The organism is Catenulispora pinistramenti, from assembly GCF_018274385.1.
In the GTDB taxonomy this organism is placed as follows: Bacteria; Actinomycetota; Actinomycetes; order Streptomycetales; family Catenulisporaceae; genus Catenulispora; species Catenulispora pinistramenti.
Window position 1 is genome coordinate 38,850 of record NZ_JAAFYZ010000024.1, and the last position, 19,410, is coordinate 58,259.

The 19,410-nt window shown below is 69.8% G+C and carries 14 protein-coding genes; 7 read left to right on the forward strand and 7 right to left on the reverse strand.

What is annotated here, in order from left to right; all coding sequences use genetic code 11:
* Nucleotides 1-29 precede the first annotated feature (29 nt).
* The 3 genes from KGQ19_RS10060 to KGQ19_RS10070 all read left to right on the forward strand — a co-directional run bounded on the left by KGQ19_RS10060 (nucleotide 30) and on the right by KGQ19_RS10070 (nucleotide 5,933).
* The gene (locus KGQ19_RS10060) at nucleotides 30-2,204 is read left to right on the forward strand and encodes a penicillin acylase family protein (RefSeq protein ID WP_212008814.1); all 2,175 of its coding nucleotides are present in this window, start codon (nucleotides 30-32) and stop codon (nucleotides 2,202-2,204) included.
* 75 nt (nucleotides 2,205-2,279) lie between these two features.
* The gene (locus KGQ19_RS10065) at nucleotides 2,280-4,010 is read left to right on the forward strand and encodes a condensation domain-containing protein (protein ID WP_212008815.1); all 1,731 of its coding nucleotides are present in this window, start codon (nucleotides 2,280-2,282) and stop codon (nucleotides 4,008-4,010) included.
* A gap of 102 nt (nucleotides 4,011-4,112) precedes the next feature.
* A complete protein-coding gene (locus KGQ19_RS10070) occupies nucleotides 4,113-5,933 on the forward strand; it encodes an alpha/beta hydrolase-fold protein (RefSeq protein WP_212008816.1) in 1,821 nt (606 codons plus the stop codon).
* A gap of 103 nt (nucleotides 5,934-6,036) precedes the next feature.
* On the opposite strand, the gene KGQ19_RS10075 is transcribed toward KGQ19_RS10070, so the two are convergent.
* From KGQ19_RS10075 to KGQ19_RS10090, 4 genes are all read right to left on the reverse strand, one after another.
* Nucleotides 6,037-8,268: an alpha-amylase family glycosyl hydrolase gene (locus KGQ19_RS10075; protein ID WP_212008817.1), complete on the reverse strand. Its 2,232-nt coding sequence runs from the start codon at nucleotides 8,266-8,268 to the stop codon at nucleotides 6,037-6,039.
* A gap of 29 nt (nucleotides 8,269-8,297) precedes the next feature.
* Nucleotides 8,298-9,140 carry a sugar ABC transporter permease gene (locus KGQ19_RS10080; RefSeq protein WP_212008818.1) on the reverse strand — a complete coding sequence of 281 codons (843 nt, stop codon included), beginning with the start codon at nucleotides 9,138-9,140 and terminating at the stop codon, nucleotides 8,298-8,300.
* The gene (locus KGQ19_RS10085) at nucleotides 9,137-10,693 is read right to left on the reverse strand and encodes an ABC transporter permease subunit (RefSeq protein WP_212008819.1); all 1,557 of its coding nucleotides are present in this window, start codon (nucleotides 10,691-10,693) and stop codon (nucleotides 9,137-9,139) included. Before KGQ19_RS10085 ends, KGQ19_RS10080 begins: the two co-directional genes overlap by 4 nt.
* Before the next feature lie 128 nt (nucleotides 10,694-10,821).
* Nucleotides 10,822-11,952 (reverse strand): sugar ABC transporter substrate-binding protein, encoded by a 1,131-nt coding sequence (locus tag KGQ19_RS10090; protein WP_307856382.1) that lies wholly within the window; start codon nucleotides 11,950-11,952, stop codon nucleotides 10,822-10,824.
* A 7-nt stretch (nucleotides 11,953-11,959) separates the two neighbouring features.
* On the opposite strand from KGQ19_RS10090, the gene KGQ19_RS49465 reads away from it, so the two are divergent.
* Nucleotides 11,960-12,265, forward strand: coding sequence for a hypothetical protein (locus KGQ19_RS49465; protein ID WP_230418442.1), 306 nt, complete (start codon nucleotides 11,960-11,962; stop codon nucleotides 12,263-12,265).
* Nucleotides 12,266-12,361: 96 nt separating this feature from the next.
* On the opposite strand, the gene KGQ19_RS10095 is transcribed toward KGQ19_RS49465, so the two are convergent.
* Nucleotides 12,362-13,378 carry a LacI family DNA-binding transcriptional regulator gene (locus tag KGQ19_RS10095; RefSeq protein ID WP_194893015.1) on the reverse strand — a complete coding sequence of 339 codons (1,017 nt, stop codon included), beginning with the start codon at nucleotides 13,376-13,378 and terminating at the stop codon, nucleotides 12,362-12,364.
* A 149-nt stretch (nucleotides 13,379-13,527) separates the two neighbouring features.
* Here KGQ19_RS10095 and KGQ19_RS10100 point away from each other — a divergent pair, with 149 nt between their 5' ends.
* The 3 genes from KGQ19_RS10100 to KGQ19_RS10110 all read left to right on the forward strand — a co-directional run bounded on the left by KGQ19_RS10100 (nucleotide 13,528) and on the right by KGQ19_RS10110 (nucleotide 17,441).
* Nucleotides 13,528-15,339 (forward strand): glycoside hydrolase family 13 protein, encoded by a 1,812-nt coding sequence (locus KGQ19_RS10100; RefSeq protein WP_212008821.1) that lies wholly within the window; start codon nucleotides 13,528-13,530, stop codon nucleotides 15,337-15,339.
* 35 nt (nucleotides 15,340-15,374) lie between these two features.
* Nucleotides 15,375-17,024: a glycoside hydrolase family 13 protein gene (locus KGQ19_RS10105; protein ID WP_212008822.1), complete on the forward strand. Its 1,650-nt coding sequence runs from the start codon at nucleotides 15,375-15,377 to the stop codon at nucleotides 17,022-17,024.
* A gap of 186 nt (nucleotides 17,025-17,210) precedes the next feature.
* Nucleotides 17,211-17,441, forward strand: a complete 231-nt coding sequence (locus tag KGQ19_RS10110) for a hypothetical protein (protein WP_212008823.1) — start codon at nucleotides 17,211-17,213, stop codon at nucleotides 17,439-17,441.
* Here the strand turns inward: KGQ19_RS10110 and KGQ19_RS10115 are convergent.
* Complete coding sequence (locus KGQ19_RS10115; protein ID WP_212008824.1) at nucleotides 17,380-18,138, reverse strand: alpha/beta fold hydrolase; 759 nt, start codon at nucleotides 18,136-18,138, stop codon at nucleotides 17,380-17,382. The genes KGQ19_RS10110 and KGQ19_RS10115 overlap by 62 nt on opposite strands.
* Nucleotides 18,139-18,166: 28 nt before the next feature.
* On the reverse strand, nucleotides 18,167-19,387 hold the full coding sequence (locus KGQ19_RS10120; RefSeq protein ID WP_212008825.1) for a hypothetical protein: 1,221 nt from the start codon (nucleotides 19,385-19,387) through the stop codon (nucleotides 18,167-18,169).
* Between the last annotated feature and the right edge of the window lie 23 nt (nucleotides 19,388-19,410).

Consider the following 19,410-nt stretch of genomic DNA (forward strand, 5'->3'; position numbering starts at 1 on the left):
GCCAGGACGGCCATGCAGAATGGCTGACCATGCAGGCTTATCGCGATCAGCACGGCATCCCCCACGCCCGCGCGGCGTCCGTCGAGGCGGCGTTCCGCGCCCAGGGCCATCTCGCGGCCCTGGACCGGGGCCTGCAGATGGAGTACGTCCGTCGCAAAGCCCTGGGAACGTGGGCGGAGGTCGTCGGATCGCGAGCTCTCACCGACGACATGTTCTCCCGGCGGGTCGGCCTCGCGGCGGCGGCCCGCCTTTCCTATGAAGGGCTGGCGGACGAGACGAAGGCAGTGTTCGCCGCCTACGCCGACGGGGTGAACGACGCGCTGGGCACGAGTCTGGCCGGGTGCGACCTGCCGGAGCCGCCGCGGAAGTGGGAGCCCTGGCACAGTGTCGCGGTCTACCTCGGCCGGCACGTCGGCATGGGAAGCATGGCGCACAAGCTGTTCCGGACCGCGTTGTTACCGGTGGCCCCGGCCGGCGTCGTCTGGCGGGTGCGTTCCAACGCCCGCGAGGAGCTGATGGTGCTGCCGACCGGGGCCGTGGCGCGGGTCGACACCGCGGGGCCGCCGGAGGGGCACGGCGAGAAGGTGCGCGGCTGGCTCAACGGCCTGGCGGAGGTCGAGACCGTGGCCGCCTCGGCGGACCCGGCGGCCGGGAGCAACAACTGGGCGGTCTCCGGCGCGTACACCGCCTCGGGCCGTCCGCTGCTGGCCGGGGACCCGCACCGGCCGTTCGAGACACCCGGCCCGTACTGGCAGAACCACGTGTCCTGCGACGCCTTCGACGCCATCGGCCTGTCGTTCCCCGGCGTCCCCGGCTTCCCGCACTTCGGCCACAACGCGCACGTGGCCTGGGGCATCACCCACGGGATGGGCGACGACCAAGACCTGTTCGTGGAGAACCTGGACCGGCTGGACACCCGCACCGAGCTGATCACCGTCCGGGACGCCGAGCCGGTGCGGATCACCGTGCACACCAGCCCGCGCGGCGGCGTGGTGGTCCAGGACGACACCGCGAACACCGGGCTGGCGCTGCGCTGGACCGGCACCGCCGAACCGGACCGCACCCTGGACTGCCTGCTGCCGATGCTCAAGACCACCTCGGTCGCAGAGCTCGATGACGTGATGCGCGGCTGGTCGGTGCCGGTGGACCACCTGATGACGGCCGACGTGCACGGCGCGATCGGCTACCGGCTGCGCGGCCGGGTGCCGAGCCGGGACCAGGCGAATTCGTGGGCTGCGGTCCCCGGCTGGGACCCGGCTTACGAATGGCGGGGCTGGGTGCCGTTCGACCAGATGCCGGCGGCCCGCGATCCCGAAGAGGGGCTGCTGGTCTCGGCGAACAACCGGCCGACCGCCGACCCCACGCCGTATGTGGCGCACGACTTCGCCGGGCCGGCGCGGGCCACGCGGATCCTGCAGCTGCTGCGCGAGGGCGTGGCAGCGCCGCAGGCTCTGGACCGCGCGGCGATGGAGCGGATCCACGCGGACGTGTCGTCGCTGACCGCGCGGGAGTTCGTGGCCTCGCTGGGGAACGTGAAGGCGGCCGAGGGCGGCCGGCGTTCGCAGCTCCTTGAGTTGCTGCGGGGCTGGGACGGCACGATGGGCCTGGGCTCGGTCGCCGCCACCGTCTACACCGAGGCCCGCCGCGAGCTGCTGACCACCGTGCCGCTGCCCGGATCCGACGCCTCGCACGCCCAGCTCCTGTCGCCCCAGCAGCGCACCGGCACGCTGTGGCTGTCGTTCCAGGCGCTGCTGGCCGGGGCCCGCGCCGGTGACGAGTCCCTGTTCGGGCCCTGGTCGGACGCGGTCGGCCAGGCGCTGGACCGCGCGGCCGAACGGCTGGCGAGCGAGATCGGCCCGGACCTGGCGGACTGGACCTGGGGCCGCCTGCACCAGAGCCGCTTCACCGCACTGCTCCCCGGCGTCCCGGCGGTGGCCGGACGCCCGGTCCCCGGCGACAACGAGACCGTGCGCGCCGCCGGCCTGCACGGCGTCGAGACCACCGCCGCCAGCTCCGGCTCGGTCGCCCGCTACGTCTTCGACCTCGGCGACTGGGAGGCCAGCGGCTGGGTGGTGCCGGAGCAGACCGACGAGTGGTACGCCGCACGGCTGGTGCCGATGCACTACGACTGGGCCGTGATCGAGTCGGCCGGGACGCCGATCGCGCTGGGGGCGGCGGCCGATCTGGAGGACGCCGCCCGGTAGCCGGATCGCGGCTGGATCACAGAACACGTATATCCCTATCCTGGCCCTTTCGCCGAACAACGACGAGGGGGCCAGGTGCGGACCGGCAGCGAGGTGGCAGAAGGCACGGCCGCGGAGTCCGCCGTGCTGGCCGCCTTCCCCGACATCGCCGTCTGCGTGGCCGTGCCGATCGGCGGCGGACGCCGCGACCTCCTGCTCACGCTGCGGGCCGATGCCGATCCGAACGCCGCGTGGGACGAAGCCGTCCGCACCGTGGTGTCGGCCGCCGAGGTCCGGGTCGTCACCGACGAGTGGCTGGTCCGGGACTTCGGCGGCCGCGTCGATGTCGACGCGACCCGACAGCGGCATCGTGACTTCCTGGCCGGCGCCTGGCTGCCGGGGCTCGGGCCGGGGTCGCGGCCGGAGCCGTTGCCCTGCCAACGGATCCGGGTGACGTTCGCCGGGGCCGATTCCGGCCGCGCCGCCCTGACCTGGGGGCAGCGCGACATCTGGGTCACCATGATCCGGCAGCGGAACTGGCTGCCGCAGGGCGGGCGGCGGCCGCTGGCGCCGGGGACGCGCGTGGAGGATGTCGCGGCGGAGTTGGCTTATCTGCACAGCCGCTACCAGTCCATGCGGACCCGGCTCGTGTTCGACGGCGTCCACGATGGCGCCGTCGAGGACGCACCGGGCGGCAAGGTCCGCCAGTCGGTGGCCTCGGCCGGTGAGACCTTCCTCGACGTCTACGACACCCCGCCAGGACAGGACCCTGACGCACTCGCCGCACGGGTGGAAGCCGTCTACCGGCGCCGCCCCTACGACCTGCGCGCAGAGTGGCCGATCCGGATGGCGGTGGTCCGAAGCGGCGGGGTGTGCCGGCATCTGGTCGTCATCATGCACCACTTGGCCCTCGATGCCGGTGGTGCGGCGGTGATGATCCGCGAGGTCGCCGCCGGCGAAGACCGGGAACCGGCGGGAATGCAGCCGCTGGAGCAGGCGCGCTGGCAGGCGTCGGAGGCCGGGCTGCGGCACGAAGACAGAACACTGCGGTACTTCGCGAAGTCGTTGGAACGGCTGGCCGCCGGACCGCCGCCGGCCCTGCGTCCCGGCCCGCGCCGCCTGCGGCACTGGTCCGGACGCCTGGTCTCCCCCGCGCTGGCCGCCGCGGTCGCGACGATCGCCGCCCGGCGCGCGGTGGAGGAGTCCGTCGTGCTCACCACGGCGACGGCGATCGCCTTCGCCCGGCTGGCCGACACCGACCGCGTGCTGATCCGGCCCCGGGTCGGCAACCGCTTCCGGTCGGCGCTGGCCGACGTCGTCTGCTTCGCGGCCCAGAGCGGACTGCTGGTGCTGGAGTTGGGCGACACCGGTTTCGATGAGGCCTTGGACCGGGCGCGCGGCGCGTCGCTGGCCGCGGTGAAGAACGCCTACTTCGATCCCGAGGCCCTGGCGGCGATGCTCGACCGGTTCGCCGTCGACCACGGTCGCGGGCCGGAGGTCGCGATGTACTTCAACGATCGGCACGCCGCCGAATCAGGGGTCGACTACGCCACGACGGCCGCGCCGAGTCCGCGCGGGCCGCAGCGGACGCGCGGCGGGTCGACGTCGGCGTTCGGCTGGCTGGACCGCCGGCCGGACCCGGCCGAACCGCTGTCGGTGACGATCGACGACGCCGACGGCGCGCTGGCTGTATCAGTGCACTTCGACACCCGCGCCATCGCGCCGGAGGTGGCCGAGGAACTCACCTGGGGCGTCGAGCAGGCCGCCCTTGAAGCCGCCGCGGACGGTTCGGCGTCGACCGGTGTTCAGCTGCGATCAGGATTCTGACTGGTGAGCGCCGGGTAAGGATCGCACCGTCCCTTTTCCCCCGACAGCGCGCCCTGGAGGTGCCGCATGTCTCGTCGGTTGTCTTTGCGGAAACGTACCGCCGTGTTGCTCACTTTGGTGTTGGCGTTGGTGGGCGCCACCGCTGCCGCCGCCCGGCCGCGGCACGAGCTGAAGTTCGACGTCTCGTTCCCCGCCGCCACCCGCGCCGCGCCCGCCGACGGCCGGGCGTTCGTGATCGTGTCCACCAACGCGGACTCCGATCCGCGCGAGCAGATCAACATCATCAATGGCGCGCCGTACTGGGGGAAGGACGTGAACGGGCTCAGGCCCGGGCGCTCGGTGACCCTGGATTCCGGCGCCTCGACCTACGGCTACCCGCTGGCCGCACTGAACCAGCTGCCGCCGGGCCGGTACTACGTCCAGGCATTCTTCACCGTCTACGACACCTTCCACCGCGGCGACGGCTCGACCGTCCAGATGCACATGCCCTGCGGCGACGGCCAGGACATATTCAACTCGCCGCGGAACATGTACAGCACGCCGCAGTGGATCACCATCACCGGCGACCAGGACCGGCCGATCAAGCTGGCGCTGGACCACGTCATCACGCCGGCTGACCCGATCCCGGCCGGCGGCACCTGCCAACAGGGGAACCCGGCCGACAGCCAGCACGTGAAGCACATCAAGATCCTGAGCCCGGCGCTGACCAAGTTCTGGGGGACGCCGATCTACATCGGCGCCAACGTGCTGCTGCCGCAGGGCTACGACGACCCGAAGAACGCCGACGTGCACTACCCGGTCGAATACCACTTCGCGCACTTCACGGAAGCCGCGCCACACGGTTTCAAGGAGGACGGCAGCAACTCCTTCTCCCAGTTCTGGCTGAACCCGAGTTCGCCGAAGTTCATCAGCGTGGAGGTCCGCGAGGAGAACCCGTTCTACGACTCCTCCTACATCGTCGACTCCCCCAACGTCGGCCCCTACGGCACCGCCACCACCAAGGAGCTGATCCCGGCCCTGGACGCACAGTTCCGCACGATCGCCGCACCCTGGGCCCGCGTCACGTCCGGCGGCTCGACAGGCGGCTGGGAAGCGCTGGCCTCGTTGGTGTTCAACCCGGACGTGTTCGGCGGCACCTTCGCCGGCTACCCCGACCCGGTGGACTTCCACCGGCACCAGATCGTCGACATCTACGACGACGCCAACGCCTACAACACCCTGCGCCAGTTCGACTACCCGACACAACGCCCCGACGACCGCAACACCGCCGGCGACACCATCTACGACATGGCCCAGGAGAACCTGTGGGAGCTGGCCCTGGGCGACCACGACCGCAGCGGCGGCGCGTGGGCGATCTGGGAGGCGGTGTACGGGCCGCAGGGCAAGGACGGCTACCCGGCGCTGGTCTGGGACAAGCGGACCGGCGCGATCGACCACACCGTGGCCGCACAGTGGAAGCCGAAGGACCTGGACGCGAAGCTGGCCGCGCAGTGGCCGACGCTCGGCCCGCGGCTGCAAGGCGAGATCCACATGTACGTCGGCGACATGGACACGTACTTCCTGAACGACGCCGTGGAGCTGCTCCAGCAGAACCTTGACTCGCAGACCTCGCCCCCGGCCGACGCGACCTTCACCTACGGCCGCGAGAAGCAGCACGGATGGTCGCCGTACACGGACGCGCAGTGGTTCGGCGTGTACGCGGCCTACATCGCCTCGAAGGCACCGACCGGGACGGACACGTCCGGGTGGCGCGGGAGCCCGGCGACGGCCGCCGCGACGGCCAGCCCGGCCGCGACGATCCCGGCCGTGACGACGGCCGCGTCGAAGGTGGCGGCCACGAACGAGGTGCGCGCGATGCTGCCGGCGTCGATGGACGGCGGGGTGATCGACCCGTCGGCGACGACAAGCGGACTGCCGCGGTGAGCTGACCGCCCGCGGGCGTGCCCTTCGGTCCTCTGACGACAAAGCGGCGGCGACCGGGCCCCTCAACCCGGTCGCCGCCTGTTCATCAGGACTCAGATACGCCTCACCAGGCGACGGTCACGTTCCCCGTCCCGGAGGTCGGCACGGTATACGTGTGGTTCGAACCGCTCTCCCACGTGACGGTCCCGTCCGAGTGCTTGATGAAGAACTTGAACTGGATGTTCGCCCCGGCCGGGACGCTGGCCATGGTGAACCACGTCGGGTAGCTCGGGTCGAGCATCGGCCCGATCGCGACCGAGGTGTCGGTGCTCCAGTTGCCGAGTTCGTCCTGGTCGCCGGCCAAGTAGAGCTCGTCGCCCGGCTGGGTCGATGTGCCGGTGACGTTGAATGTCACAGGGACCTGAGTCCCGGTCTCCACGTGGTAGGAGATGGCGTTGCCCGCCACGCCGCCGGAGGACTTCAGCACCACCGAGGCCAGGCCCGGGGTGACGCCCGAGGGGATGGTGATGTCCGCCTCGCCGTTCGACCAGGAGTCGACGGTCGCCGGGACGCCGCCGACCGTGGCGGTGCCGGCGGAGGAGCCGAAGTCGGTGCCGGTCACGGCGACCACGTCGCCGCTGTGGCCGATGGTCGGGCCGATGTTGCCGACCTGCGGGGTGGACTGCGTCGGGGCGACGTAGGACCACACCGCGGCCTGGCCCGGGTTCAGGGTGTAGGAGCCGACGGGATTGTTGCCGCCGGTACCGGCGCCGACGGTCAGCGTGCCGCCGCCGAGGGCGCCGCCGAGCACGTCGTTGTAGCTGCCGGCGGGCAGGGCGGTGTTCAGGTTGGTCAGCGGGTAGCTGGCCGACGTGCTCTTGTTCACCGCGACCAGGACCGTGTCGTTGTAGAACTTGCGCTCGTAGACGTACACGTCGTTGTTGATCCAGCGCTGGGTCGAGGTGCCGTAGCGCAGCGCGGGGTTGCTCTTGCGCAACGCGGCCAGCTTCTGGATGTCGCCGAAGCCGCGGGTGTTCTCAGCGAACGAACTCATCATCGGCCGGTTGTAGGGGTCGCCGCCGACCTGGCCGAAGGAGTTGGTGGTGTCGTTGTGCAGGTACTGCTCGTCGCCGTAGTAGATGGACGGGATGCCCGGCACGGTCATGTCCACCACGGTCGCCTGGTCCAGCAGCGTGGTGTTGTTATTGACCGACAGGAAGCGGTTCTCGTCCTGGCTGTCGACGAAGTCCACCAGGTCGTTGGACCAGTTGACGGAGCTCTGCTGGCGGCTCAGTTCCGAGTCCAGCTCCGACATGTTCGCGTTGTTGGCGAACACGTCGCGGACCGCGGTGTTCAGGTCGAAGTTCTCCAGCGACTGGCCGTCGGTGTTGGCGAACTTCACCTCGTTCGGCCACAGCGGCGCGCTGCTCGGGTCGGCCCACTCGCCGTACATGAAGACGCTGTGCGAGCCCTCGATGTTGTCGACGTAGCTCTTGAGCCAGCCGCCCGGCATGTGCTTCACGGCGTCCATGCGGATGCCGTCCACGCCGTGCCCGAGCCAGGTGTTGACCGCGCCTTCCACGTAGTTCGTGACGGCCGGGTTCTCCTGCGCGAGGTCGGCCAGGTTGAACAGGTTCTGGTACTCGACGTCGTACAGGTTGTTGTAGTCCGCGACGCCGCCGTTGTGGTGGAAGTAGCCGTTCGGGTCGTTATCGTACGTCGCGAGCGTGGTCCCGTTCTGCTTCAGCGCGCCGCCGGCGCCGTAGTTCGGGTTGCTCGTGTCCTCGGGGTTGGAGTCGTTGACCGCCCAGTCCATGATCACCTTGATGCCCTTGGCATGCGCCGCGGCGACCATGGCGTCGAAGTCCGCCCACTGCCCGAAGTGCGGCTCGGGGGTGTAGAAATCCATTCCCCAGTAACCGTGGTAGCCCGCGGTGGTGTTGCCGTTGCTGTCGGGGACCGGCACGTTGACGTTCTGCACCGGCGGCGAGATCCAGATCGCGCCCACGCCGAGGTCGGACAGGTACTGCATCTTGGCGGTGACCCCGGCGAAGTCGCCGCCCCAGTACTCCTGCCAGTTGGTGTGGGTGGGATCGTTCAGGTTCGGCGCGGACGACGGGTTGTCGTTGCCGGTGTCGCCGTTGTAGAAGCGGTCGGTGAGCAGTTGGTAGATGACGTCGTTGGTCATGTCGCCGGTGCTGACCGGGGTGGAGCTCACCGCGGCGGCGGCGGTCGCGGCGGTTTTGCCGGACCGGATCGGGGCGGCCGAACTGGGGGCCGCGGCGGCGGTCACCACGGTGGCCGCGGCCAGGCTCACGGCCGTGCCGGCCAACGCGAGTCTGCGGCGTCGTTGCATGGTTGCCTCTCCTATACGAATGATGCGGATCAGCCCTTGACGGCGCCCGCCGTCAAGCCCTTGACGAGATACTTCTGGAGGTAGAGGTAGATCAGGACCACCGGGATGCCGGCGAGTAGCGAGCCGGCGGCGAACTCGCCGTAGTCGGTGTTGTGGTTGCCGGAGACCAGGCCGTAGAGGCCGACGGCCAGCGTCTTGTGCGCGCTGCCGGTCAGGAACACGCCGGCCAGGATGATCTCGTTCAGGAACGACACGAACGAGAACAGCCCGACCACCACCAGCATCGGCCGGGCCAGCGGCAAGATGATGCGGAAGAACACCTGCGCCTCGGTGGCGCCGTCGATCCGCGCCGACTCGTCCAGCTCCACCGGGATGGTGTCCAGGTAGCCCTTGAGCAGCCAGGTGTTCACACCCATCGCGCCGCCGAGGTAGACGACGATCAGGCCGAGCGAGGTGTTCAGGCCGAACGCCGGCAGCACGCTCCCGATGTTGATGAACAGCAGGTACAGCGCGGTCAGCGCCAGGAAGTTCGGGAACATCTGCACCAGCAGGATGCCGGTGAGCCCGGGCCGCCGGCCGCGGAAGCGCAGCCGGGAGAAGGCGTACGCCCCGCTGACGCCGATCAGGACGTTGAGAACCGACGAGACGCCGCAGATCACCAGGGTATTGACGTACCAGCGGACATACGGCGAGTTCGGGTCGTGGAACAGCTTGCTGAAGTTGGCCAGACTCGCCCCGCTCGGGATCAGCGAGGTGGTGGACAGCGTGCCGACCGGGTTCAGCGCGGCCGAGACCAGGAAGATGATCGGGACCAGCGCGAACACCAGGGCGGCGATGCCTATCAGGTGGCGCCACCACAGACGGTCCTTCATCGGGCGTACACCTCCTCCAGCTGTCGGGTCTGCCGGAAGCCGGCGTAGGAGATCAGGCCGACCAATACGAACAGCAGGAACGAGATCGCCGAGGCCAGGCCGTACTGCGCGCCCTGGCCGCCGAACGAGAGGCGGTAGGTGTAGCTGATCAGGATGTCCGTGTCACCGGCGGTGGAGCTGCCGGAAGGGTACGGAGCGCCGTCGGTCAGCAGCCGGATCACGTTGAAGTTGTTGAAGTTGTAGCCGAACGAGGCGATCAGCAGCGGCATCGCGCCGATCAGCACCGTGGGCATCGTCACCGAGCGGAACACCCGGAACGGCGAGGCGCCGTCGACCCTCGCGACCTCCTTCAATTCCTGCGGCACCGCCTGCAACAGGCCCGCGCAGACCAGGAACATGTAGGGGAAGCCGAGCCACAGGTTCGTCAGCAACACCGAACCGCGCGCCGACCAGGGGCTGCCGAGCCAGTCGATGTGGGTGCCGAAGAGCTTGTTCAGCAGGCCGAAGTCCTTGTTGTACATGCTCGCCCAGACGAGGGTCGAGATGAACGCGGGCATCGCGTAGGGCAGGAGTAGCAGGGAGCTGTAAAGCCTTCGGCCGCGCATCCGGGGATGGTCCATGACCACCGCGAGCAGCAGGCCCAGGCCGAAAGTGCTCAGCACCGACAGGACGGCGAACGCGATCGTCCAGACCAGGACCCGCAGGAACGGTCCACGGATGGTCGCGTTGGTCAGCACCGAGGTGAAGTTCTTGAACCCGACGCTGACCTTCCAGCCGATCGGCAGCGTCTTGCCGGAGCCGTCGGCGGCCTTGAACTCGCCGTCAGAAGCCTTGTACACGGTGCCGGTCCGGGTGTCTGTCATGGTGTGCGCGGCGGCGTCGTACTTCATCGTGAACTGGCCGACGTACGCCTCGGACAGGCCGACGGACTTAATAAAGCCGCTGCCGGTCGGCACCGCGAACGAGGCCAGCCGCTGGCCCAGGCCGTTGACCTGGATGCCGGTCAGGATGTGCCAGCCGGCCGCGGTGATCACCTTGCCGGTGAACTGGTCCTTGGTCACCTCGGAGTCCGGGACCGGCGTGAGCCCGGCGGCGTCGCCGCGCTCGACCTTCCCGTTCGGGTCGGTGAGGAAGAACACGAACGCACCGGAAGTGTCGGCGGTCTTGGTCGCCACCGACAGCTCGTAGCGCTGCGCGCCGGGGTTCTCCATCACGGAGTCGGCCTCGATCTGCGCCACGGCCTGGGACTGGCTGAGCCGGTGCCCGTCGCCGTAGTTGGTGAACGCGGTGTCGATCGTGTAGCCGATCGGGTAGACCTGGAACGCCAGCAGCAGGATCGTGCCGGGAACCAGGAACCGGGCCGCGATCCGCTTCGGGGTCAGGTAGACGTAGGCGAGGATCGCCGTCCCCGCGACGGTGACCGCCACGCCGGTCCACGAGTGCTTGTCGACCAGCGTCGGAATGGTGAGCACCGCGAAGAGCACGACCAGGCCGACGAAGACGACCCGTGGCCAGGACAGGCGGGCCAGACGCTCAGAGGGCAAGACGGTCACAGCCGCTCCCCTGCTTTCTTTCGGCTCCGTACGGTGCGACGGCCCGGGGGCGATTCGAGTCGCCGCACCGTGCGGAGGCTTGCGGTTTCAAGGACGGATGAGGAGGTGGCCGGCCAACCGTTGGCCGGCTAACCCTTGGCGATCGCCGCGCGGATCTGGGTGGCGGCGTTCGTCATCGAGGTGTTCGGGTCGGCGCCGCCGACGATCGCCGCCTCGGCGATCCCGAGCGGGCCCCAGACCGCGGACATCGCCGGGATCTGCGGGAGCACGACGCCGTGCGCGGCCGCGGCCTGGAAGGCGGCGATGTCCGGGTCGGTCTTGGACACGTCGTTGTACGCCTCGGTCAGGGCCGGGGCCCGCGGGTCGACCTTGTACAGCGCCTCCTCGACGTCCTTGCGGGTCAGGTAGTTCAGCGTGAACTCCTGCGCCAGCGCGGCGTTCTTGGCCTTGGCCGAGACGTAGAACGCCTGCACGCCGACGAACGGCTCGGCCGGGCCGAGTCCTGCGAAGCCGGGGACCGGGCTGATCGCGTACTTCAGGCCCGACTTGCGGATCTGCTCCAGCGACCACGGGCCGGAGATCAGGTACGGGGTCTTGCCGGAGGTGAACAGCGACACCGCGTTGTCGGCGTCGATGGAGCGCTTGAAGACGTTCTGGCCCTTCTCGCCGTACTTGGCCAGCTGCGCGGCGAACGCCTTGGATCCGGCATTGTCCACACCGACCTGCGAGGGGTCGTAGCTGCCGTCGGGCTTGGTCCCGAAGATGTCGCCGCCGGCCGAGCCGAGCAGCGGCTGCGCGGTGTAGGGGTCGCCCTGCTGGCCGATCTGCATCGCCAGCGCCTCGGAGGCCTTGCCGGACTTCACCGCGGCCTGGCCGTTGGCCACCATGGCCTCGAACGTGGCCGGATTCGCCGCCGCCTCACCGGTGTTGGTGATCAGCGCCAGGTTCTCGGTCGCGTAGGGCACGCCGTAGACCTGGCTGTTGTAGGTGACGGCGTTCAACGCGGTGGTCTCGAAGCCGCTTTTCTGGGCCGCGGTCAGCGGCAGCGGCGAGATGGCGCCGTTCTGCACCAGGTTGCCGATCCAGTCGGTGGCGCCGACCACGATGTCCGGGCCCTTACCGGCCGCGGTGGCGGTGACGTACGCCGACTGCAGATCGGTGGACACCGGCTGCACGCTCACCGAGATGCCGTTCGCGGTGGCGAAGCTCTGGGCGAACTGCTGCAACACCGGGGCGCGCTGGGCGTCGGTCCAGATCACCAGGTCGGTGCTGGGGTCGCGGACCGGCGGCGCGCTGGCCGAGGAAGAACCGGCGGAGGCCGCAGCCGCGGTCGACGCACTGGAACCGGACGCCGACGGCGAGGAGGACGATCCGGCAGCGGACTTCGAGGACGAGCTGGAGCAGCCGGTCAGGGAAAGAGCTGCCGCTACGACCGCGACAGCCGCGGTCGTCAAGGAGGGACGGTATCTCACCATGACCCCTTTGGTCAGTTGTTGGGGGAAGGAGTTCAGCTCCGCGTACGACCTGAAGAAGACAGGTCAGAGCGTTGATGTCGGCGGGGTCCGGCCGTGACTCGCCGTTAACACCGCAGACCCTAACTGGAAACTCGGACCGGACAATCCGTTGCAGCTTCTTGCGTCGCTGTTTCAGGTCCGTGCACTTCTGTTTCTACGTTTCTGCAAGAGGCCCCGTGGAGGCCCGCACGACCAACTCGGGGAAGAACAGCGACTCGGTCTTGCGGATGGTCACCCCGCGGATCTGGTCGATGAGGGTCCGGGCTGCGGCGACACCCATCGAGAGCACCGGCTGGCGCACCGTGGTCAGCGGTGGATCGGTGTAGCCCATGAGGACTGAATCGTCGTAACCGATCACGGAAACGTCCTCGGGGACCCGCTTGTGATGTTGCTTCAGGGCCCGGATCGCACCGAGCGCCATCATGTCCGAACCGCAGACGATGGCCGTGACGTTGCGCTGCAACAGCCTGGAAGCCCCGGCGTACCCGCCCTCGACCCCGGGGAACGAGATGTCCACCAGGTCCGGTTCGTAGCCGCCGGCCCCGAACCGGGTCTCCATCGCGGTGCGGTAGCCGGACAGTTGCCGGCGGGCCGGGACGTGCCGGTCGGAGGACAGCAGCAGCCCGATCCGGCGGTGCCCGAGTTCGGCCAGGTGCGCCACCGCCAGCTCCCCGGCGGCCCGGTCGTCGCAGGAGATGAACGGTGCCTCCAGGTTCGGGATGAACCCGTTGACGAACACCAACGGCAGCCGCTGCGCCACCAGATCGCGGTAGCGGGAGTGGTCCTGGCCGGTGTCGGCGTGCATCCCGGAGACGAAGATGACGCCGGAGACACCGCGGTCCAGCAGCATGCCGACGTACTCGTCCTCCCCCGCGCCCTCCGGCGTCTGGGAACACAGCACCGGGGTGAAACCCTGACGCGAAAGGTTCGTCTCGATCACCTGTGCGCACAACGGATAGATCGGGCTTTCCAGCTCCGGCAGCAGCAGGCCGACCAGGCCGGCGCTACGGGGCCGTAGCCGGGACGGGCGTTCGTAGCCGAGGACGTCCAGCGCCGTGAGCACCGCTTTGCGCAGTTGCGGGCTGACGCCGGGGCGTTCGTTGAGCACGCGGGAGACCGTGGCCTTGCTGACCCCGGCCTGGCGGGCTATGTCGTCGAGTCGAGAAGACATGCGCCGCACTATAGGTGTTTCGTTGCGAAACATGGAAGCAGAAGGGTGAAACACAGCGGCAAACATCGGCAACCTCTTACGGATCACGATCCGTTTGCCTAGCGTCTGCCGGGTCGCGCCAATGCTGTGCCCACCGGAAAGCCGTGCCCATGCCCGTGAATCCCCCCGCCCTCGGCCCCTCGGCCCACCACGACGGATCGCCTTTGTACGTCAGCGATCCCGCGCCCCGGGTCGGGCAGAAGGTCGATGTGTTCGTGCGGACCTCCAAGGCGATGGCGGCGCGCGGGGTACACGTGCGCAGCACGCCGGACGGCGAGCCCGCCTACACCGAGGCGCTGGTGGACCGGGAGACCGGCGACGAGGTCTGGTGGCGCGCGAGCGTGCCGGTGGTGAACGCCGAACTCGGGTACCGGTTCCTCATCGAGCCCGGGAAGCCGGGGCGGCGGCAGTGGCTGAACGGCACCGGGCTGCACGACGTCGACGTCACGGACACCGCCGACTTCAAGCTGCCCACCTACGACCCGCCACCGGCGTGGGCCGAGGGTGCGGTGGTCTACGAGATCTTCCCCGACCGGTTCGCGCGGTCGGCGGCGCATCCGGTGGGGGCCTTGCCGGATTGGGCCGTTCCGGCCGAATGGGATGATCCGGTGCCATACGGGACACCGGCCGGGACGAAGCAGGTCTACCGCGGAACTTTGTGGGGCATCGCGGAGAAGCTGGACTATCTTCGCGGGCTCGGGATCGACGCGCTGTACCTGACGCCGTTCTTCCCTTCGCGCTCCAACCACCGGTACGACGCCTCGTCGTTCGACTTCGTCGACCCCCTGCTCGGCGGCGATGAAGCGCTCAAGGAGCTGACCGCACAGGCGCACCTGCGCGGGATCAAGGTCCTCGGCGACATCACGTTGAACCACACCGGGGACATGCATCCCTGGTTCCGGCGCGGGCAGGCCGACCCGGCGAGTGCCGAAGCAGGGTTCTACTACTTCGGGGCGGATCGCCATCAGTACGCGTCGTTCTTCGGCGTGCCGTCGCTGCCCAAGCTGGACCACCGGTCCGAGGAACTGCGGCGGCGACTGTATGAGGGTCCGGATTCGGTGATCGCGCGGTATCCCGCCGAGTTCGGGTTGGACGGCTGGCGCGTGGACGTCGCGCAGTCGGCGGGGCGGTACGGGGCGATCGATCTCAATGCCCGGATGGCGCGGTCGGTGCGGGAGACGTTGCGGGCGGTGGCGCCGGAGACGTTGTTGCTGGCGGAGCACCAGTTCGACGCGTCGGCGACGCTGCAAGGCGACGGCTGGCACGGGACGATGGCCTACGCCGGGTTCACGCGGCCGGTGCTGGGCTGGCTCGGCGGTCCCGGAACACCGGAGTTGTGGGGCGTACCCGGTCCGGCGCCGGTCCATGGCGGCGGCGAGATGGCCGCGGTGATGCGCCAGTTCGCGGCGCTGATCCCGTGGCGCGCCGTCACGCACAACATGACGCTGCTGGATTCGCATGACATGCCCCGGTTCCGATCCGTGGTCGGCGCGGAACGGCAGGCGCTCGGGGTGGCATTGTTGATGACGTTGCCGGGGCTGCCGATGGTGTTCGCCGGGGACGAGGTCGGGGTGGCCGGGGCGCTGCACACGGAGGACGGGCGCCGGCCGTTCCCGTGGGATGAGGGCGCGTGGGATCAGGGTACGTACGAGGTGTACCGCTCGCTGATCGCGCTGCGGCGCTCGCATGCCGCGCTGCGATCCGGCGGGCTGCGGTGGCTGCACGCGGCTGAGGATTTCGTGCTGTTCGAACGCGCGCTACCGGAGGAGACGGTGGTGGTTCAGGTGAGCCGGACCGCACACGAGCCGGTGGCCGCGCCGTTCGCCGCCTCGCACTTGCTGGGCGGGCCGGATCTGGTCCCCGGAGCCCCCTTGCCCTCCGACGGTCCGGCCTTCCACGTGTGGCGCGTCGAGCGCGGCTGAGCCATCCCCCTATATCGAGTCTCGGAGTGAAATACATGAGCAGCTGGTGGCGTGACGCCGTCATTTACCAGGTCTACATCCGCAGCTTCGCCGACGGGAACGGAGACGGGGTCGGCGATGTCGCCGGGCTGCGGTCGCGGCTGCCGTATCTGGCGGCGCTCGGGGTGGACGCGTTGTGGCTGAACCCCTGGTACGCCTCACCGCAGGTGGACGCCGGGTACGACGTGAGCGATTACCGGCGGCTGGATCCGCTGTTCGGGACGCTGGAGGATGCCAAGGCACTGATAGCCGACGCGCACGAGCACGGGCTGCGGTTGATCCTGGACATCGTGCCGAACCACACGTCGGATCAGCATCCTTGGTTCCAGGAGGCGTTGGCCGCCACGCCGCATTCCCCAGCCCGGTCGCGGTACCACTTCCGGCCGGGACGGGGCGCGGACGGTTCGGAACCCCCGACCGACTGGCCGTCGATCTTCGGCGGGCCGGCCTGGACCCGCACCGTCGACGCCGACGGGAAGCCCGGAGACTGGTACCTGCACCTGTTCGCGCCGGAGCAGCCGGACTTGAACTGGACGAACCCCGAGGTGCGGACCGAGTTCGAGAGCATCCTGCGGTTCTGGCTGGATCTGGGGGTCGACGGGTTCCGGATCGATGTCGCGCACGGTCTGACGAAGGACCCCGCGTTCCCCGATGTCGCGTCCGCCTCCGCCGCCGCGGGAATGCTGGACGGCGTGGCGGCGGACCACCCGTACTTCGACCGCGACGAGACGCTGGCCATCTACGAGGGCTGGCGACAGGTCGCGGACTCCTATGAGGGCGAGCGGGTGTTCGTGGCCGAGGCCTGGGTCGCGGACGCCTCGCGGGTGGCACGCTATCTGACCCCGACGCGGCTGCACACGGCCTTCAACTTCGGCTTGCTGAGCTGCCCGTGGGACGCCACGGCGCTGCGTACCGAGATCGACGCGACGCTGGGGGTGCTGGCGGCGGTCGGGGCCCCGGCCACGTGGGTGCTGTCGAACCACGACGTGATCCGGCACGCGACCCGCTACGGCCGCACGCAGACCTCCCTGACCGACGCCCGCCGCCTGTACGGCACCCCAGTGGACCACGCCCTCGGCGAGCGCCGCGCGCGGGCGGCGATGCAGCTGATCAACGCGCTACCCGGCGGGACGTACGTGTACCAGGGCGAGGAGCTGGGACTGCCGGAGGTGGAGGACCTGCCGCCGGAGACGTGGCAGGACCCGAACCGCCACCACAGCGACCACGACGGCCCGGTCCGCGACGGCTGCCGCGTACCACTGCCGTGGTCGGGCGACGCGGCACCGTTCGGCTTCTCGCCGGCCGGGGCGACCGCCGCGCCGTGGCTCCCGCAGCCCGCGGAGTGGAAGAACCGCACCGCCGCCGCGGAGGAACAAGACCCGCACTCGACCCTGTCGCATTACCGCGCGCTGCTGCACATTCGGCGCGAGTGGCTGGGGCGCGGCCTCGGCGACGGGACGCCGCTGGAGTGGATCGCGGCGCCGAGCGGGGTGCTGGCGTTCCGGCGCGGGGAGGTGCTCTGCTACGCGAACTTGTCGGCGGCGCCGGTGGCGCTGCCGGAGGGGTATCGGGTGCTGATTGGGTCGGAGGAGGTTGAGGGGGCGGTTTTGGAGGTTGATGTGGTGGTTTGGTTGGTTGCTGAGTAGGGCGGAGCCACGGGCTAGCGCTTGCGATGGCGGTTGCGGTAACGCGGTCGCGGGCGCTGGTCCGAGGCGGTTGGGATGGGACACTCGCGGGCGCTGACGCTGGCGGTAGGGCCGGCGCGGTCGCGGGCGTCTCATCTCGCCGGGTCGGCCATTGACGCCTGCGCGGCTTCTCAGGATGCTGACCTCGTGGAACCCTTCAAGCCGCTGGGATGGCTGTGGGACCGACCGCTGGGCCGGTTCCTGCGATTCGGCGTGGTGTGGGTCGTCGGGTCGGGTGCGCTGGGGATGGCGCTCGACGCGTTGCAGAAGCAGCATCGGCCGTTGATCGTGGCCGGTGCGCTGTCGGTCGCGTGGTTCAGCGGGATCTTCCTGGTGTTCGATGGTGTTCGGTATCTGATGTGGCGGCGTCGTCACTGATCGGTCCGGCCGCGTCGAGCAGGATCCGCGCCAGTTCGCGGGGTTGGGAGAACATCGGCCAGTGGCCGGTGGTCAGCTCGGCCAGGCGCCAGCGGTCACTGGTCATCAGCTCGGCGAGGTCGGCGTCGAGTGCGGCTCCGTCCAGGGAGCAGCTGATGTAGGTCGCCGGGAGTTCGGCGAGGGGGCGCTTCAGGACGGCGGGTTCGGTGAGCGTGGCGCCGGGGTGGGGCGTCGAGCCGGCCACGATGCGGGCGATCTGATCGTCCGTCAGGCCGTGGCCCGCGAAGTGGGACGCCGGTACGGGCGGCCAGAATCCCGCGTTCTCGGCGATCGACGCCATCACCTTCGCACCGCCGTCCGGCATGAGGGAGATGAACGCCTCACCGTCGACCGGGAGCGCGGAGTCGACGAAGACCGCGCGGGTCAGCCGGTCGCCAATGCGCTCGGCGGCCTGGCCGACCGGGATGCCCGAGTAGCTGTGGCCGACCAGGATGACGTCGCGCAGGTCCCGGCCCTCGATCTCGTCCACGATGTCCTGAACGTGTGTCTGCTGCCCGGCCGGCACGCCCTGTTTCTCAGCGAGGCCGGACAGGCTCAGCGGGTACGTGCCGTGGCCCGCCGCGCGCAGCTCGGGCAGCACGTCGTCCCATGCCCACGCCCCGAGCCGCGCACCCGCGACCAGTACGAGATTCGCCATGGCCGCACCGTATCGGAGGAACGCGGCGCTATGAGATGCCAGGCGCGTGGGCCCAGCCCTCGCCGCCGCCACCCCAACCCTCGCCGCCGCCCCAGCCCTCGTGCCCGTGCACGAACAACAGCCCCTTCGGGCTCCCCAGCGTCACGTCCGTCACCACCGGCGTCGCGACGCCGGTCTTCTCGTTGATCAGCTTCAGCCCCGGCGTGTTCGCCAGGTCGCCGTCGCCGGGCGCGGGCTGCGCGGCGAACAGCTCGCCGCCGGCGAAGCCCTTGGTGTCCAGCGTGTAGATCGACCCGCTCTTCTGGTCGACGATGAACAGCCGACCCGCGGCGCCGGTCGGCGTGATGTCGTCGAGCTGCGGCGTGACGGATGCCGGGCCGGTGGCGTTGGTGAGGTTCAGCTCGCGCAGCGTCGGGTGCGCGGCATCCAGGTCGGAGGCGAAGATCAGCTTGCTGTCGGCCTGCGAGTCCTGGATCAGGGTGCCGCCGTCGGGGCCGGGGACCCACTTGTTGGAGTCCGGGTCGGTCAGGCCCATCGGCGCGCTCTTCGGGGCACCGGCGGCCGGATTGATGAGCGTGGCCGGGTCGTTGACGCCGAACAGCGGGGTCAGGTGTGCGGTGGTGCCGCTGAGCTTGATCGTGTAGACGGCCGGGGCGTTGTCGGCGCCGGGCAGGGAGACGTCGGGGTTGGAGTGCGCGACGTACATGGTGCCGTCGCGGCTGATCGCCACCGAGTCGGTGCCGCCGTTGGTGCCGTCCGAACCGGTCTGGGCCGGGTTCGGGAAGTAGGTGTAGTGCTTGAGGCCGCCGTCGCCCCGGCCCGGGGTGATCGTGTACAGGGTCGAGTTCAGGTCCTCGTTGACGGTGGCGATCACCCGGTGGTGCCGCGCGTCACCGGTGAGGCCGTCGACCCGGCCGGCGATGGTCCAGCGCCCCTCGACGCAACCGGTACGCAGGTCGAAGGCGACGACATCACTCTTGCTGCCGGCCGGCGCGCCGGTCGGGCCGGCGTTGTTCTGGTACGTGACGAAGACCAGGTCGCCCAGGCGGGTGATGTCGTCGGGGTCGGTGAGACCGGCCGGAGCCGCGGCGAACAGCTTCAGGTGCGCGACAGCGGGCGCGGTCGAAGCGACGGCGGGAACAGCGGCCGTCGTCGCGGCCTGCGCCGACACCGCGGGCACCAAAGCCGACGCGACGCCGGTCAGAGCCAGAACGCTGAGTCGCGCACGGCGCGATGCGGAAGAGGACATGTGGGGACTCCCGGAGGGTTTTC

Excerpts from the sequence above, each read along its gene's own strand:
- KGQ19_RS10060 (WP_212008814.1), top strand. The coding sequence starts at position 30 with ATGCAGGCTTATCGCGATCAGCACGGCATCCCCCACGCCCGCGCGGCG.
- KGQ19_RS10075 (WP_212008817.1), bottom strand. The coding sequence starts at position 8,268 with ATGCAACGACGCCGCAGACTCGCGTTGGCCGGCACGGCCGTGAGCCTG.
- KGQ19_RS10080 (WP_212008818.1), bottom strand. The coding sequence starts at position 9,140 with ATGAAGGACCGTCTGTGGTGGCGCCACCTGATAGGCATCGCCGCCCTG.
- KGQ19_RS10095 (WP_194893015.1), bottom strand. The coding sequence starts at position 13,378 with ATGTCTTCTCGACTCGACGACATAGCCCGCCAGGCCGGGGTCAGCAAG.
- KGQ19_RS10100 (WP_212008821.1), top strand. The coding sequence starts at position 13,528 with ATGCCCGTGAATCCCCCCGCCCTCGGCCCCTCGGCCCACCACGACGGA.
- KGQ19_RS10105 (WP_212008822.1), top strand. The coding sequence starts at position 15,375 with ATGAGCAGCTGGTGGCGTGACGCCGTCATTTACCAGGTCTACATCCGC.
- KGQ19_RS10115 (WP_212008824.1), bottom strand. The coding sequence starts at position 18,138 with ATGGCGAATCTCGTACTGGTCGCGGGTGCGCGGCTCGGGGCGTGGGCA.
- KGQ19_RS10120 (WP_212008825.1), bottom strand. The coding sequence starts at position 19,387 with ATGTCCTCTTCCGCATCGCGCCGTGCGCGACTCAGCGTTCTGGCTCTG.